Source organism: Agrobacterium radiobacter (genome assembly GCF_040801995.1).
In the GTDB taxonomy this organism is placed as follows: Bacteria; Pseudomonadota; Alphaproteobacteria; order Rhizobiales; family Rhizobiaceae; genus Agrobacterium; species Agrobacterium radiobacter.
In genome coordinates this window covers 876,289-889,766 of record NZ_JBEGHX010000001.1, presented here as the reverse complement: position 1 = coordinate 889,766, position 13,478 = coordinate 876,289, and the positions used below count along the sequence as shown (strand labels likewise).

At 55.4% G+C, this 13,478-nt stretch carries 30 protein-coding genes; 23 read left to right on the top strand and 7 right to left on the bottom strand.

The features are described 5' to 3' along the window. Window positions 1-137: 137 nt before the first annotated feature. The 3 genes from MRBLRC7O_RS04495 to MRBLRC7O_RS04485 are packed head-to-tail and all read right to left on the bottom strand — an operon-like array spanning window position 138 to window position 993. Complete coding sequence (locus MRBLRC7O_RS04495) at window positions 138-317, bottom strand: hypothetical protein (protein WP_367727329.1); 180 nt, start codon at window positions 315-317, stop codon at window positions 138-140. After that, on the bottom strand, window positions 310-624 hold the full coding sequence (locus MRBLRC7O_RS04490) for a hypothetical protein (RefSeq protein WP_367727328.1): 315 nt from the start codon (window positions 622-624) through the stop codon (window positions 310-312). Before MRBLRC7O_RS04490 ends, MRBLRC7O_RS04495 begins: the two co-directional genes overlap by 8 nt. Window positions 625-636: 12 nt before the next feature. Next, window positions 637-993, bottom strand: a complete 357-nt coding sequence (locus MRBLRC7O_RS04485) for a hypothetical protein (RefSeq protein WP_367727327.1) — start codon at window positions 991-993, stop codon at window positions 637-639. A 95-nt stretch (window positions 994-1,088) separates the two neighbouring features. Here MRBLRC7O_RS04485 and MRBLRC7O_RS04480 point away from each other — a divergent pair, with 95 nt between their 5' ends. Continuing rightward, a complete protein-coding gene (locus MRBLRC7O_RS04480; RefSeq protein WP_367727326.1) occupies window positions 1,089-1,364 on the top strand; it encodes a hypothetical protein in 276 nt (91 codons plus the stop codon). Between the two features lie 19 nt (window positions 1,365-1,383). Here MRBLRC7O_RS04480 and MRBLRC7O_RS04475 read toward each other — a convergent pair whose 3' ends face one another. The 3 genes from MRBLRC7O_RS04475 to MRBLRC7O_RS04465 form a co-directional block, all read right to left on the bottom strand. Further along, complete coding sequence (locus MRBLRC7O_RS04475) at window positions 1,384-1,569, bottom strand: hypothetical protein (RefSeq protein WP_367727325.1); 186 nt, start codon at window positions 1,567-1,569, stop codon at window positions 1,384-1,386. A gap of 198 nt (window positions 1,570-1,767) precedes the next feature. Next, window positions 1,768-2,145, bottom strand: a complete 378-nt coding sequence (locus MRBLRC7O_RS04470) for a hypothetical protein (RefSeq protein ID WP_367727323.1) — start codon at window positions 2,143-2,145, stop codon at window positions 1,768-1,770. Further along, window positions 2,142-2,405 (bottom strand): carph-isopro domain-containing protein, encoded by a 264-nt coding sequence (locus tag MRBLRC7O_RS04465; RefSeq protein WP_336376960.1) that lies wholly within the window; start codon window positions 2,403-2,405, stop codon window positions 2,142-2,144. Before MRBLRC7O_RS04465 ends, MRBLRC7O_RS04470 begins: the two co-directional genes overlap by 4 nt. 63 nt (window positions 2,406-2,468) lie before the next feature. On the opposite strand from MRBLRC7O_RS04465, the gene MRBLRC7O_RS04460 reads away from it, so the two are divergent. From MRBLRC7O_RS04460 to MRBLRC7O_RS04355, 22 genes are all read left to right on the top strand, one after another. Next, entirely contained in the window at window positions 2,469-3,155 is a 687-nt protein-coding gene (locus MRBLRC7O_RS04460; RefSeq protein ID WP_367727322.1) for a LexA family transcriptional regulator, read from the top strand. Window positions 3,156-3,831: 676 nt separating this feature from the next. After that, window positions 3,832-4,074, top strand: a complete 243-nt coding sequence (locus MRBLRC7O_RS04455; RefSeq protein WP_367727321.1) for a hypothetical protein — start codon at window positions 3,832-3,834, stop codon at window positions 4,072-4,074. Between the two features lie 14 nt (window positions 4,075-4,088). Continuing rightward, window positions 4,089-4,769, top strand: coding sequence for a hypothetical protein (locus MRBLRC7O_RS04450; RefSeq protein WP_367727320.1), 681 nt, complete (start codon window positions 4,089-4,091; stop codon window positions 4,767-4,769). Between the two features lie 36 nt (window positions 4,770-4,805). After that, a complete protein-coding gene (locus MRBLRC7O_RS04445; RefSeq protein ID WP_153315503.1) occupies window positions 4,806-4,988 on the top strand; it encodes a hypothetical protein in 183 nt (60 codons plus the stop codon). A 29-nt stretch (window positions 4,989-5,017) separates the two neighbouring features. Next, window positions 5,018-5,317, top strand: coding sequence for a hypothetical protein (locus MRBLRC7O_RS04440; protein WP_367727319.1), 300 nt, complete (start codon window positions 5,018-5,020; stop codon window positions 5,315-5,317). An 81-nt stretch (window positions 5,318-5,398) separates the two neighbouring features. Next, window positions 5,399-5,719 (top strand): XkdD/Y8K6 family phage-associated protein, encoded by a 321-nt coding sequence (locus tag MRBLRC7O_RS04435; protein WP_367727318.1) that lies wholly within the window; start codon window positions 5,399-5,401, stop codon window positions 5,717-5,719. After that, window positions 5,716-5,979: a hypothetical protein gene (locus tag MRBLRC7O_RS04430; RefSeq protein ID WP_367727317.1), complete on the top strand. Its 264-nt coding sequence runs from the start codon at window positions 5,716-5,718 to the stop codon at window positions 5,977-5,979. The genes MRBLRC7O_RS04435 and MRBLRC7O_RS04430 overlap by 4 nt, the downstream gene beginning before the upstream one ends. Further along, on the top strand, window positions 5,973-6,185 hold the full coding sequence (locus tag MRBLRC7O_RS04425; protein ID WP_367727316.1) for a hypothetical protein: 213 nt from the start codon (window positions 5,973-5,975) through the stop codon (window positions 6,183-6,185). The genes MRBLRC7O_RS04430 and MRBLRC7O_RS04425 overlap by 7 nt, the downstream gene beginning before the upstream one ends. A gap of 207 nt (window positions 6,186-6,392) precedes the next feature. Continuing rightward, window positions 6,393-6,902, top strand: coding sequence for a Rad52/Rad22 family DNA repair protein (locus MRBLRC7O_RS04420; RefSeq protein WP_367727315.1), 510 nt, complete (start codon window positions 6,393-6,395; stop codon window positions 6,900-6,902). After that, the gene (locus tag MRBLRC7O_RS04415) at window positions 6,902-7,186 is read left to right on the top strand and encodes a hypothetical protein (protein WP_367727314.1); all 285 of its coding nucleotides are present in this window, start codon (window positions 6,902-6,904) and stop codon (window positions 7,184-7,186) included. Before MRBLRC7O_RS04420 ends, MRBLRC7O_RS04415 begins: the two co-directional genes overlap by 1 nt. Before the next feature lie 7 nt (window positions 7,187-7,193). Then, window positions 7,194-7,637, top strand: coding sequence for a recombination protein NinB (locus tag MRBLRC7O_RS04410; RefSeq protein WP_367727313.1), 444 nt, complete (start codon window positions 7,194-7,196; stop codon window positions 7,635-7,637). Further along, complete coding sequence (locus MRBLRC7O_RS04405; RefSeq protein WP_364652593.1) at window positions 7,634-7,774, top strand: hypothetical protein; 141 nt, start codon at window positions 7,634-7,636, stop codon at window positions 7,772-7,774. The genes MRBLRC7O_RS04410 and MRBLRC7O_RS04405 overlap by 4 nt, the downstream gene beginning before the upstream one ends. A gap of 172 nt (window positions 7,775-7,946) precedes the next feature. Continuing rightward, window positions 7,947-8,207, top strand: coding sequence for a hypothetical protein (locus MRBLRC7O_RS04400; protein ID WP_367727312.1), 261 nt, complete (start codon window positions 7,947-7,949; stop codon window positions 8,205-8,207). Next, entirely contained in the window at window positions 8,191-8,589 is a 399-nt protein-coding gene (locus MRBLRC7O_RS04395) for an HNH endonuclease (protein ID WP_367727311.1), read from the top strand. The genes MRBLRC7O_RS04400 and MRBLRC7O_RS04395 overlap by 17 nt, the downstream gene beginning before the upstream one ends. Then, window positions 8,586-8,765 (top strand): hypothetical protein, encoded by a 180-nt coding sequence (locus MRBLRC7O_RS04390; protein WP_367727310.1) that lies wholly within the window; start codon window positions 8,586-8,588, stop codon window positions 8,763-8,765. Before MRBLRC7O_RS04395 ends, MRBLRC7O_RS04390 begins: the two co-directional genes overlap by 4 nt. Next, window positions 8,762-9,268, top strand: a complete 507-nt coding sequence (locus MRBLRC7O_RS04385) for a hypothetical protein (RefSeq protein WP_367727309.1) — start codon at window positions 8,762-8,764, stop codon at window positions 9,266-9,268. Before MRBLRC7O_RS04390 ends, MRBLRC7O_RS04385 begins: the two co-directional genes overlap by 4 nt. Continuing rightward, window positions 9,258-9,785, top strand: coding sequence for a hypothetical protein (locus MRBLRC7O_RS04380; protein WP_367727308.1), 528 nt, complete (start codon window positions 9,258-9,260; stop codon window positions 9,783-9,785). Before MRBLRC7O_RS04385 ends, MRBLRC7O_RS04380 begins: the two co-directional genes overlap by 11 nt. 3 nt (window positions 9,786-9,788) lie before the next feature. After that, a complete protein-coding gene (locus MRBLRC7O_RS04375) occupies window positions 9,789-10,316 on the top strand; it encodes an MmcB family DNA repair protein (protein WP_367727307.1) in 528 nt (175 codons plus the stop codon). A gap of 28 nt (window positions 10,317-10,344) precedes the next feature. Then, window positions 10,345-10,596, top strand: a complete 252-nt coding sequence (locus MRBLRC7O_RS04370; RefSeq protein ID WP_367727306.1) for a hypothetical protein — start codon at window positions 10,345-10,347, stop codon at window positions 10,594-10,596. A 46-nt stretch (window positions 10,597-10,642) separates the two neighbouring features. After that, window positions 10,643-11,632, top strand: a complete 990-nt coding sequence (locus MRBLRC7O_RS04365; RefSeq protein WP_174068226.1) for a tyrosine-type recombinase/integrase — start codon at window positions 10,643-10,645, stop codon at window positions 11,630-11,632. A gap of 276 nt (window positions 11,633-11,908) precedes the next feature. Further along, window positions 11,909-12,169 carry a hypothetical protein gene (locus MRBLRC7O_RS04360; RefSeq protein ID WP_003502300.1) on the top strand — a complete coding sequence of 87 codons (261 nt, stop codon included), beginning with the start codon at window positions 11,909-11,911 and terminating at the stop codon, window positions 12,167-12,169. Between the two features lie 224 nt (window positions 12,170-12,393). Beyond that, entirely contained in the window at window positions 12,394-12,597 is a 204-nt protein-coding gene (locus tag MRBLRC7O_RS04355; RefSeq protein ID WP_080866081.1) for a hypothetical protein, read from the top strand. 218 nt (window positions 12,598-12,815) lie between these two features. Here MRBLRC7O_RS04355 and MRBLRC7O_RS04350 read toward each other — a convergent pair whose 3' ends face one another. Further along, the gene (locus tag MRBLRC7O_RS04350) at window positions 12,816-13,370 is read right to left on the bottom strand and encodes a dual specificity protein phosphatase family protein (protein ID WP_020810810.1); all 555 of its coding nucleotides are present in this window, start codon (window positions 13,368-13,370) and stop codon (window positions 12,816-12,818) included. Window positions 13,371-13,478: the final 108 nt, after the last annotated feature.

The following is a 13,478-nucleotide window of genomic DNA, read 5'->3' as shown; positions in this document are numbered from 1 at the left end:
CGTGTAGCCCTTGAGATCATCCGGGTGGACATCAACGATACTCCTTTCGTCAACATCGCCGGGTGCGATGAGGTTCTTTGCTATGAGGTTGCGAAGCCATTGAGCGGCGTAAGGGTCGATCTCGTTGTAATAGGCGGTTATGACACCATCCTCCGCTTGATCTCATCCTCTGCCGCCGCTTTGTAATCGTCCCGTATATCCGTCAGCATACCGAGCTTCCCTCGTTGCACCGAGTTGGCGTGTTCAGCCATACGAGCGCGCAGGCCTTCGATTTCACCGTTTAGGAATTCTATTTTCGCCGGTACGTTCTTAGCCATTTATCGGCGCCTCGAATTGAGCCTTGAAGCTCTCGAACATTTGGCGTGGCACCGCCTTGAACGTCTGCGGCGTATCCTCGAAAAGACCGTCGCCGGAAGACGTGGCCAAACCGTTTTCGATAATGAATCGACCAGCACCAGTCGGGAATTTCACATTGTCCTTGACGGTGAAGTAAATGTAGTTGCCGCCGTGTTTGATTGCCTCTTCAGAGCTTGAGAATTGACGGCAAAGGATTCCGCCAAGCCGCTCAAGACGGTTGAAGGCAAGCAGGATATTCTTGTTCAACTTTCTCTTTTTCGGCTTCACGGCTCTCTCCTTTTAAGCTTCAGACGAATCCATTCCCACGCCCGCCGAAGCAGGCTTTTCGTCAGCCTTTTCATGATTGCCTCGCAGTTTCAGGCGTTCGGCTTTATACCGATCCGCCGCATCCTCGTTCGCTTGGCAAAGGGCGTCATATCTCTGGATGCCGAGCATCAGGGCGCGATAGAGAGCGCCTCGAACGTCCTTCTTGCCTTGTGATTTATATTGGAGGTCGAAGAGCCACGTCTCAGGCACCCCGATCTTGTCGGCAACCCTTCCACGAGCGGACTTCTCACGATCGCCACGGCCGCGAAATTCTCGCGCCATGAGATCGTCGTACCATCCTTTTGCTTCAACTAACGCTGTACTAGACATGCTATCCTCTGAAACGAAATTTCCGTTTTGCGAAATCCTATTGTCAGACATTTCTCATCCTCTGTGCGAAGTTGGCGTCGTCAACGGAGGCCGACATGCACAGAGGTGTTGAAAATGATGGGATCGCAGGCAAAGCTTGCAACGATGTCCGCGATCCTGGCCCGCCGCATCAGACGAACCTAATTCTGTTTCCAAAGAGCAATGTGCCGCCGCCCCGCTCTTTGGATGCTGATGGCGAGCCGCACTTGCCATCAGCCTTTATTCCTGTCGGTGAAGCCGTCGCTGCTGTGGTTTTAAGGCTGCGTGGTGGCTTCCCGAGCGTTAGAGTGTTGCGGGTGGAAGATGGGGAGGACAACTCCCACCCGCTTTGAGCGACTGTTTCAGGGGCGCTCAAATCTCACGAAGAACCCAACCGGCGACGACGCCGAGCGAGTAAGTTATCATCCGCGACCATGTGCTTTCGGCATCAAACCTAATCCCATACAAATCCGAGACGGCAGCAGAGCCGACCGAAAGAGTGAAGGCGCCAGCCCAGATTACCGCGCCAAAGGCAATGAATTTCGCGACACTCTTCATCGCTCTGCCTTCTCTCGGTTAATGCGGTCTACCTCTGCCATTAGCTCGGCTAGGAGGGACTGCATGTTGATGATGTCTTCCATCAATCCCACTCCTCGTTATCCGGGTCTTCTCTGTTTATTTGGACGGCGATGTAAAAGAGGCCGCCGATGAAGGCGAACAGCATCGATAGGAAGCCGTAGATTGCGAACTGCCAGATCACGATGCGCTCTCCTCTTGCTTTGCGAGTTCCGGTGCTGTGGAGCTACTGACGAACTCCACAGCATGTTCGAGGTTTTGCGTTTTCACTTCTCGATCATTCAGGCCTCCTGCGTTGGCGCCTTCACCGCTCCTCTCGTCAGTGTCCGGGAGACTTACGTTCATCGGGGCTTTGGTCAGCGCATCACCGCTCGTCTTGGCGGATGCGAATGGATGAATGGGTTTAACGAAAGGCTGCCAAGCGATTGGCGGATACATCAGGTCAGCGTCCACGAAATACCCGCGCGCCCACCACGACTTGATTACCCGCCCATCCGGCAGAGCCAGCCACACGTAATCGCCTGTCTTGGCTTCGGTGATGTTGGTGGACCATGTCATGCTGCTGTTTCCTTCTTGGCGAGCGCAGCTTCGGCGCTGAGGAAAGCCATGCGTTCCATTGTCAAGTCACCGCGACCGATCTCCCTCGCCCCATCGACAAGCGCGGGCCAGTATTCAACCGGGATGTTGTTGCGGCGCTTCATTTCAGAGACAGCAGAAGGGCCAACGCGCAACACGCTGGCCAGCTTCACATTCGAGCCGAATGCGGCAAATACGCTTTGGAGGTCGGTGAGTGGTGCTTGTGTTTCCATAACACCCATACAACACTATTCGTGTCGCATAGTCAACATGTTTCGTGTTGCATGTTGCGATATGTTGAAATCATGATGGAAAAAACCGATCGGCTCAAAGCCGCAAGAGAACAAGCCGGGTATAAATACGCCTCAGATGCCGCGAAGGCCCTGAGCGTTAATGCCTCAACTTATCGCGCTCACGAGAACGGGCAGAACGACTTCGATCTGGCAGAGGCAACCGTGTACGCCAAGAAGTTCAACGTTGACCCGTTGTGGATCATGACGGGCAAGACCGCCGATGCGCTCCTAACCGAAACTCAACCTCTTCAAGCAGAAGTTTATTCGCCAAATGCTAAAATAGGCGATAGAGTGGTAGGTCTCGGTCGAAAGATAAAGGTTTACGGCCGTGCTGTGGGAGGCGTTGACGGCGAGTTTGATATGAATGGGAGCGTTCTATACGAGACGATGGCGCCGCCGGTGCTGTCTGATATCCGCGGAGCATATGGCGTACAGGTGGCCGGCGATTCGATGTCTCCGCGATATGAAGACGGAGAAGTTTGCTTCGTAGACCCAGTGCGGCGCGTAAAGAAGGGTGATTATGTCATCGCCCAAATTAGAACCGAGGAGCATGGCCCGATCCTTGCCTACGTGAAAAAGTTCGTTCGGCATAATGCCCAGGAATTGGTCCTTGAGCAATTCAACCCGCCGAAGCTTCTTACCTTTCCTGCAAATCAAGTCTATTCGGTTCATTACATCGCACTAGCTGGTAATGCTTAGGCATAGTTGTATCAAAGACGGGGGGTGAGGTTATCACTTCCATTCCGTCTTATTCCATAGTCAGAAGCTAAGCCCAACACGCATTATCGACCAGGCTGAGACCCGGATGCTCCCGGGGGTATCTTCAGGGGCCTGCGCTCCCGGCTGGTGGCTTTCGCCTAACCTCACCACTTACGTCGTTTATCCACCCTTGCGGGGCGTTCAGGGCCGTCCTAGCCCGCGTGTCATGCCTTATGCCAGTCCAAATATCGGTTAGCCCGAAAAAAATCGCGGCATCTCGATACGAATGCTCCGATTTTTGGGAGATCGGCAACTCGTTGGGAGGTTTTTGCTTTGAAATTTGCGCCCGTAATGATATAACGATTGCATCAATTTGGCGACGGGAAAACTTCCCACGGTCAAACCGTCACCAACAGCCCGCCCGAGCTAATCTCTCGTGGCGGGCTTTTCATTTTTACCCTTTGATTCGACATTTCGCAACACGCCACGTGTTTTTATTTTGTTGCTCAACACGATTTATGTTGACACGTTTCGTGTTGGGTGTATGCTGGCCATACACAAGCAGCGACGAAGAAGCCTCACCCGCCGATCTCGCTGCCACCACAAGCCCACCGAATGAAGCTCCCACGGGACGACGAAACGGAAGGGCGGGAACAACCCGGATGAGGATGAGACGATGGCACAGGTCACCAGATACCGAATTGAAGACGGCGACCGTGTTTTCAACGGAACCGAGTTCACGTCTGACGAGAACGACGTGTTCAAGTATCGCAGCGAAGGTCAGGCCAATGACGATGCCGACGAGTTCGGCGGCGTGGTCGTCAAGTTCTCTTGCTACGCCGAGCGCCCCGACATCGTTCTTCCTTCGCAGTGGGCCGAGCAGATCGTTCGCGGCGCGAATCTGCAGGCTGCAGAATAATCGGAGCAAATCCAATGAACGTTTTCAGAACCCCTCTCCCGACCGACGTAAGCCTTCAGGCAGCTATCCGCGCTCATGCCGGCACCAGCCACACGCCGGAGCGCCGGGGTGAAAGCGAAGTCGCCAGCTACGTCTCCGCCATTCAGGATTTCAACGAAAAGCTTGCCGCCGTCGCGGATAACGAAGACCGCATGGCAGAAGCCGTCGCACAGTCGGAACGCTTCCGTGAAGGCTACATCCAGCGCCAGAACGCCGTCTGGGCATCGCGCAGCCGGATGATGTCCACCATGATCACCGGTCCCGCAAACTTTCCGGTTCGTCGTCAGGAGAAAATCTGGGCGGCTTTCGAGAAGAAGGCAGGCGAGTTCTACTCTTGGCAGGATCGCGCACTGTCGGCCTCAATCAAGGCCGTGAAGCAGGTTGGCTATGTCGCCCCTCCGAAACCTGAAGGCGCGAAGACCGGCACCGAAGAGGTGATCGTGGGCGACGTCAAAATCGTGGTCAATCACGACATCGAGCGCGTCCAGATCGTCTTTGACGGGAAACCGGCTCCCGAAATCATCTCCGAACTCAAGGGCGCAGCTTGGAACTGGTCGCCGCGAAACGGCGCATGGCAGCGCAAGATCACGGCCAACTCGATCTACTCGGCAACGCGTATCGCCAACAAGGCCGGTGCTCTCACAGCCGCCGAATAGCCGCCCCGCCAAGGGCTTCAGACAAGGGATAGGGAAATGAGCGCAGTAACAATTTCACCGGTTGAAATAATGGCCCTGAAAAAGCTGGCGCTGATTAGCGGCGCTTTGGCTAGTTCGCTTTCCGACGCAACTGCATCACGCGAGCAAAAGGCTCTGACGCGCGTCCTTATCGACGTGATCAATCGTTGGGATGTCTCCAGCGTGACCCCCACCAAGTAACCACAGCGCAGCGGGAGATGGAGATGGAGATGAGCGAAGCCAAGATTAAGCGCTGGCGAGTGCCTACACCAAAGCCGGGTGTGCTTGAGGCCAAGTACGGCAAGGATGAGCCCTACAACTCTCCGAGTATCGTCTACGTCCATGGCGGGGCTGGCTCAGCAAAGCCAGACGCACGGTTTTTGTCAACCGTCTTCGAAGGAACTGACATCGAGACCGGCAAGCCAATTTTCGGCACGCACGGTCGGTCCTTTGTCAAGGAGCTTGAAGATCGCGGTTACGACATCACGACCCTGCGCTTCAGCATCAATCTCAAACCCTCCCAAGTCTAACCAACCCACCGGCTTTGTCAGAGTAACAACACACCACCCAGCGGGCTTTGTCAGCGTACCCGCGCATGAAAGGGCAGGAAAATGAGCATCGCAAGGCGAAAAGTAAAAATCGAAGGCCCCGGCCCGTTGAGCGTAATTAAGCGCGGCGACGGCGAAGATCGGCTGTTCGGCGTTGAAAGCGACCATCTTCATGTCGAGGGAGAATGGGATGACATCTACGTCGATTTCTCTGGTTACTTCGGCTCTTACGGACCTCACGTTTTTGCCGCCGCTCCTGATCTCCTGAAAGTCCTGAAACGGATCGATGCCGCCATGGACTTCAACGGAACCTGCCATCCGTTGTTCAACGGCTTGCAGAAGCAGATGCAGGACGCCATCGCCAAAGCGGAGGGCCGCTCGTGATGGACGCTTTCTCCACCACCAACACACAAGAAGCGGATGACGCGGAGATTGTTGCGCTCGCTCAGGCGAAGTCGTCAACGCGGCGGGCGACGGAGATAAACGTATCTCTGCAGCGGAATTTCACGAAACTCCGCATCGGCACGGAATGGGCAATCCTCATTCACGGACTGCTTTTCTTAGCAACCGGCGCGGCGATGATCAAGGCCAACGAATATTACCGGCAGCAGGCAATCATCCATCAGGAGGATCCAAAATGGTAGATCCATACGCCGAGCATATGAAAGGCGCACGTATGGCGCGCCGTCTCGCAGCAGAGTACCGCGCCGACGCTGAGAAGCCAGATACTCCAGATCACCTCCGCACCAAATGGTTTTCCGAAGCCGACAAATGCGACGAGCGCGCTGATTGGTACGAGACACGCGCAGCTTGGTACGCGCCGCCGGCAGAAATGGAAGCCGCAGCATGACCCCGACCTTTTGCACCGACTGCGAATTCGTCGTCGCGGAATCTCGCAAGAGAAGCCCGACCGGCTGGCTTTGCCTGAAACACAAGCGGCTTGAGGGCCAAGGATTCGTCCACCCGGAATACTGGTCAAACGAAGAACCCTACCTTCGCTGCAAGGATGTTAATGCGGGTGCGTGCCCGCTCTTTGAAAAACGCAGGGAGAATGAAAATGGATAGCGTATCGCTTGAACAGTTGCGTGACCTTCACCGGCCCTTCAATGCCGATCAGGTTCACTGGCGCGCCCAGATGGTGACGAAAGCTCGCGGCGACGGTTATGCGGCTCTGGCGCTAGCCTATCTCGATGCACGCGACGTTATGGATCGCCTTGACCAAGTATGCACGCCAGCCTTCTGGCAGAGCGAACATTTCGAGGCCGGGAAGGACCGCCTTGGTTGTCGCATTGGCATTTTCATTAATGGACAATGGGTTTGGAAATCCGATGGAGCCGGCGATACCGACGTTGAGGCCGAAAAGGGTGCGTTCTCCAGCGCCTTGAAGCGTGCCGCCGTGTCGTGGGGCATCGGTCGGTATCTCTACGATCTCGGCAATACCTGGGTTCCGTGTGAGGCGGCCGACAATCAGGGCAAACCCCGGTTCAAAAAATTCACAGCAGACCCTTGGGACCACGTTCGCAACAGGGCTGCATTTCTTCCCAAAATGAAACAGGAGGCCGCGTGATGGCTTACGAAAAACGTGATATGAGCGGCACCCTTTTCAAGAACGACCGCCGCGAAAAAGACAGCCACCCGAATGCTACCGGTACGGCCATCATCGACGGCGTCGAGTATTGGGTATCGGCATGGACGAAGGACGGCCAGAAGGGCAAGTTCCAGTCTCTGTCCTTCAAGCGCAAGGATGAGCGCAAACAGGAAATCCAGCAATCCTATGGCGAGGCAAGTGGCCGCGACAAGGACAGCTACGGCAACCTGCATGACGACCTTAACGACGATTTGCCGTTCTAGGTGCGCCATGAGCCAGAAGAAGCGCTACATCATCATCAACGACCGGGTACGCGATAACGCCATTCAGGAGATCATCAAGGCCCCACTTGGCAGCGCTGTCAGCGTTGGCCCCGGAGAACGCAGCCTAGACCAGAACGCAAAGTTCCACGCGATTTGCACAGATATTGCCAAGTCCGGCATGTTATGGGCTGGGAAGCAGCGGAACGCCGACGAATGGAAAGTTCTACTCGTCTCTGGTCACACCAAGGCCACTCAGGGCGAAGTTGACTTTGTTCCCGGATTGGAGGGCGAATTTGTCAACGTCCGGGAAAGCACGTCGCGGATGTCGGTTGCCCGCGCCGCCAGTCTCATCACATATGCCATCGCCTTCTGCGACCAGAACGGCATTCACCTGACCGAGACGATACGCGGCGGCTTTCATGAAGGTTCCAATGATTGGAGAGCAGCATGACCCGCGTCATCTCCGCAACCCCTCAGAAAATCATCATCGAGTTCAATAAGCGGCTAGAGCTTCATGACGGCCACAAACCGGTTCGCGTCTCTCTGGCAAACCCGCTCATCTATCAAAGAGCATTGGAGGCGAAATGACCACGATCCACGATCATTTGAAGCGTTACCCCCATGCTCGCCCGTCAACGCTGGCATACATCGCCAAGCGGGATGAGACGACCGCAATCCTACAGCGCGAAATTCAATCACGCAATCCTAAGCCTTTGCCGTGGTGGAAGCGTCTGACACGTGCGCTGGGAGGGAAGATGTGATGTGGACACCGTACCAGATCGAAATCATCCTACACCACCACACCAGCACGGGCAGGTTCCCACGGTCTGACGCGCCGATCTATTCCGGAGAAATCAGCCACCTGTGTGATCTTGGAGTGCTTTTCTACGAAGACGGGGTAGCCCGTACCACTACGATGGGCAAAGCTCTGGTCGAGATGTGGACGTCTACACCACTTCCAAAGCAGGCATGGATCGATCCGCGCACCGGCGAAAGGATCGGCCATGACCAGATCGGTTGATGAATGGATCGGTAAGACCGATGATCACCGTGCGCCCGGGTCGGTTCGCGACAGGATCATGGCTCGCGACAAGCGTATTTGCCATCTCTGTCAGTGTGAAATCCAGGTAGGCCAGAAGTGGGATTTGGATCACGTCAAGGCGCTGATCAACGGCGGCGAGAACAGGGAAACGAACCTGCGTCCCGCCCATCGCAAATGCCACGTCGAAAAAACAGCACTCGATGTTGCCGAGAAGGCCAAGGTCGCGGCTATCCGCAAAAAGCATCTGGGTATCACTCGCCCGAAGCAGACGATCAAGTCCCAGCCCTTCCCTAAATCCGAAAAGCCCAAGAAGGCAGTCGTCTACCGGCCCGTCACGTTCTATCGCGAGGATACGCCATGACCGAACAGGAAAATCAACTGCTCGACACGCTCTGGATCATGCGCACGGCTGACGGCTGGTATCCGATCCAGCCCAGCGAGAAGTGCAAGCCCGAGGATCACGCGGCGCTGAACGATCACCTCACCTCAATCGAAGACTTGGAAGGCAACGTCCTTTGGAAGCGGAGCGTGCAATGACCGCATTGGAAGAGATCAAGAAGGCGCTGGAAGGCGTGACGCCGGGACCTTGGGAAAGCAAGATTGATGCTCAATTCTATTTTTCGATCTTTGCTGGCGATTTTAAGGTTTTCACAGCAAGGGATATCCTCGCTGACAGAGGTTACGCCAACGCCCGCTACATCGCCGCCGTCAACCCTGAGGCCATCTCCGAACTCCTCTCCACCCTCGAAAGCTTGCAGGCTAAAAACGAAGGCCTTTTGAGGCGTGCGGCCACCGCTGAAAAGAAACTCCGCGGAGCCAACGCCGCTTTTGAGCGTGAACGGAAATTGCACCTACAAAATCAGCAATTGAACCGGACGCTTGAAGCCCGAGCCGAGGCAGCAGAGGCCGAGGTGAAGCGGCTTAAAACTGATCGCCCTTACATCATCGGCTTCAACGACGGATGGGAAGCCGCAGTTGGCGAACCTCCTGAGGATGCATCAGCCCTCGCCAGCACAGGAGGCGAACACCATGCAGAGTGAACTGACGCGACCGATCGTCGGTATAGAGAGCAGGACCGCAAAGGAAGTTTTCGATATCATGTGCGACAGGTTCAAGATCGCCATGTCCGCTGCGGAGCCACAGCCCGCGCCATCCGTGGCCGTGAAGGCTTTGGCCGATGCGTACAAAGCTGGCTTCGATGCATCCTCGCAGGGTTACAACGGAGAGGTTTTCCCCGAGTACGAGGCGGATAATGAATGGCTCGCACAGCGCGACAGCGATTTATCCGCCCTCTCCGCACAGGTGCAGGACGTGGCGAGGGGAACACAAGCTGATCAAATCGAGAAAGATGGGAATGTCCTTTCCGAAACAAGGAAAGGTGTTTCCAACCGGCCGGAACAAAATGTGGCAAACGGCTGGCAGCTTGTTCCCAAAGAACCTACCGAAGAAATGAAAGATGCGGCTCATAGCGAGCAAGCCAAGCGCTTTTCCGCAATGAAGCCGGAAGAAACGTACCGCGCCATGCTCGCCGCAGCACCCGCAAAGCAGGAGGGCTGAGACGTGACGGCAGCCGAAATCCTAGACGTTTTGATAGCCGGTTGCGACGAAAGCATGATCTGGGCCTCTGAACTCGCCCTATCGACAGGCGCTCGTCGCTGTGACTTCTGGACTATCGCTCCTTGGCAGTCGAAAGGCTACTTGGCTACGGCTTACGAGATCAAGGTTTCTCGAGCCGACTATCGCCGCGACACCCACGAAAAACAGCGTGAAGCCCGGCTGTTCAGCGACCGGTTCTATTACGTCACGCCTGCCGGGATGTTGAAGACGCACGAAATACCGGATTGGGCGGGCCTTATCGAAATCAGCGAAGGCACGAGGAAGATTATTGTCCCGGCTCCGCTTCGGGACAAGGACGCGCCAAGCTGGGAACTCATAGTTTCGCTCTTGCGAAACAGCGGCCAGATACGGCGCGATGCCGACTTGATCAGGAAAGAGCGGGATAGCCTTCGATATCAGGTTCGTAAGGCCGCCGAGAAAATCAGAGAGGAAGGAAAGCTGCCATGGCAATTTGGCATTCACGGCCATTGAGCCGAGCGGCGCTTGAAAGGAGCGAGGGATGACGGCACCGGCACTGGTAAAATCCGCGGACCTAAAGCGGATGGCGGATATCGCCCTGGAGAAAGGCGTCCGCGTCGAAATCGAAGTCGATGGCAAAATAATTCGAGTTGCCCCCGATATCCCCGATAATCACAAGCAATCGTCCGTTGACCGCGACATTGCATATGGTGGCAATAGCCTCTCCGAATGGAGGGCGCGCCGTGAAGGTAAATCTAGTGGGTATTCACCGCGTCAAAAAGGTACTCGCTGACGGTACCAGCACTTTCTATTTCTACGCATGGCGGGGCGGCCCGAGAATGAAGGCCGACCCGAAGGACCAAAACGAGTTCATCGCTGAGTATGTGCGGCTGACACGCGACAGAAAAGACGCGCCCTATAACGGCTGCCTGGCTGAGATAATCCGCCAATATCTCAAATCTCCGACCTACCTGAATCTAAAGCCGAGCACGCGAGAAGGATACGATTTCGCTATCAAAGCGATTGAGACGATGTTCTTCGACATGCCAGCCTCAAAAATATCAGCGCCGGGCGCTAGAACAACGTTCCTTGAATGGCGTGACGAGATTGCCGAGAAGCACCCGCGCAAAGCCGATCTCTATATGAGCGTTCTGAAACGCATCCTATGGTTTGGTCTTGATCGCGAGATGATCGAACGGCACCCGCTGGAACGCGTCGAGAAGGTGAGCGACGGCACCCGCCGGGATGTGATCTGGACCGACGAAGATATCCAGACATTCCGGTATGGGGTGAAGAACCCGGATGCCACGGGCGAAAAGGATAAATGGAAGATCAAGCCCACAGCCGAGCCATTGGTGCGCGCGCTTATGCTGGCGATCTGGACAGGGCAGAGACAGGGGGATTTGCTCAAGCTCACATGGAAGGCATACGACGGCCATTCCATTTACCTGCGCCAGTCGAAGACGGGAGCGCACGTCAGAATGAAAGTCTCGGAGGAGCTAAAGAGCTATCTGGACGGAGTGCCACGAGGCAACTCGGTCACGATCTTGACCAATGGTCAAGGCCAGCCTTGGGCGACCGGCTTCAAATCGTCTTGGCGCAAGGCCGTAGAGAAAGCAGGCATTGAAGGAAAGACATTCCACGACCTGCGGGGAACGTTCGTTACCCTCGCCTACCGCAATGGAGCATCAATCAAGGAGATTGCCGAGGTGTCCGGTCATTCCGAAAAGGACGCCGAGGGAATCATTCGGAAGCACTATCTGGTGTCGAGCGCGGCGGTTGAGAGCATCGAGAATCGCCAAAAACGGTTTACAGGCGAGCCCGGATGACCTTGTTATCCACAGGGTGGTAAATGGGTGGTCTGTAAACTGAAATCGCTAGAAGCCCTGCAAAATAAGGGCTATAGCGTTTTCCTACGCGACTGGGGGTCAAGGGGTCGTGGGTTCGAATCCCGCCGCTCCGACCATTAAAATCAGATAGATAGCCAGTTCCCCCAGAGCTGGCTATATTTGTTTTAGCTCTCTAGTAATGAGCGCTATGCGCGAGTTTAAAAGACCCTGTTCGGGTGTGCATTTATCCAAGCCTTGAGAACGAAGTGTGCTGAGATGGCAAAAAAACCGAAAATAGAACACTCAGAATTCTCGGGCGAGTTTGAAGACGAGGGCATCACCGTCCTTGTTGATATCTACCGGCCCGCTGGTACCCAGCAGGATTGGACGCTCGAGGTTATCAGCGAGCACGACGATGTCACCACCTGGGACGAACCTTTCGCCACCGATAAAGACGCCTGGGAAGAATTCCTGGCCACTTGTGAGAAAGATGGGATTCGCAGCTTCCTTGATGGCGACGATCCGTCAGTTCATTAACGTTTGATTCTGCGGCACCAAGCCGTAGGGGTTTGGGCCAGAATCCCGTGCTCCGACCGTTGTCTTCTCGATCCCCATTTTTGATCGAGAGCGTTCTCCGGTTAAATTCCCGACAATATAAGCTCAGGTGTAAAGCCGCTAGCCGTAGAAGGACAGCGCGCATTGCCTTGTTGACTCTCCGCTAAAATTAGAACATTTAGTGAACAAAAGAGAGGTCATCCACTATGCCCGACGCTGAAAAAATCACCCCTGCACGGCCCGACGACATAGCGGGATATGTCATCCAGTGTCATGACGGCGATGCGAAGGCGGCTGTCGAAGCGCTTCTCGGCGAAATCGAGCATTTGCAGGAACAGCTTTCCCTTGCGGTCGCCATCATGGGAAATGGATATACGCGCGGGTGGAAGCCCGACGCGAGGCGGGATTAGAATCGTCTCCGCCACCGTCTTTGGGTGCGATGACGCATGCCGGCAAGCCAGATAGTCGATTGAGCCTTAGACAAAAATCCCCCGCCATATCAGCTGCCGGGGTGATGGGATAAGTTTAAGGCTGCGTGGTAGTCCGCTGTGTGGGCGTAGCCGGCAAGGTGTCCCGACGAAGGGCGGTGCCGGCATCTGTTGCCTACACCGCCTGCCCCACGCGATGTTCAATATTCGTTGGACGCGATCGCGAAATCGTCGATGACAGGCATCTTTTCCGCGTTTTCCCACGTCCGGTCCATGGCGTAGGTTTGCGACAGATAGGGAATGCCGATATGGCCGAAGCGGAAGGAAAGCTGGCTTTCCGCCTGTTCCTCATCAAACCGTGCGACGCGGCTGAGATAGAGAGCGGTGGCGAGGCCTGTCCTGTCCGCACCGGCCTTGCAATGAATGAGAATGGGTTTCGGCGCATCGCGCATGATCGCGACCAGCTCGTTGACCCTGTTCATGTCAAGCTCCTGGCTGGCCGACATGCCGAAATCGATGTGATTCAATCCGAGCTCGCGGGAGGTCTCGACCTCATCCCGATACCAGGCCTTGGCTTCATTCGCACCGCGCAGATTGATGACCGTCCTGATACCATGGTCCCTGGTATAGCGGACGAGCTGCTCATTGCTCGGCTGGTTGGAGCGATAAAGCTGCCCCGCGACTACCTCGTGAAAATTGCCGAGGAGCTGAATGGCGTAGAGATAACCGCCTGTGGCAAGCACAGCAATACCCATGCCCCAAAAGGAGCACTTCCAGAATCTTCGCATAATAAAACGGTTCCCTCATTCGACGAGAGAACCGATACAGGTGGATTCTGACAGTAAGCTGAAAGTTCTGCGACA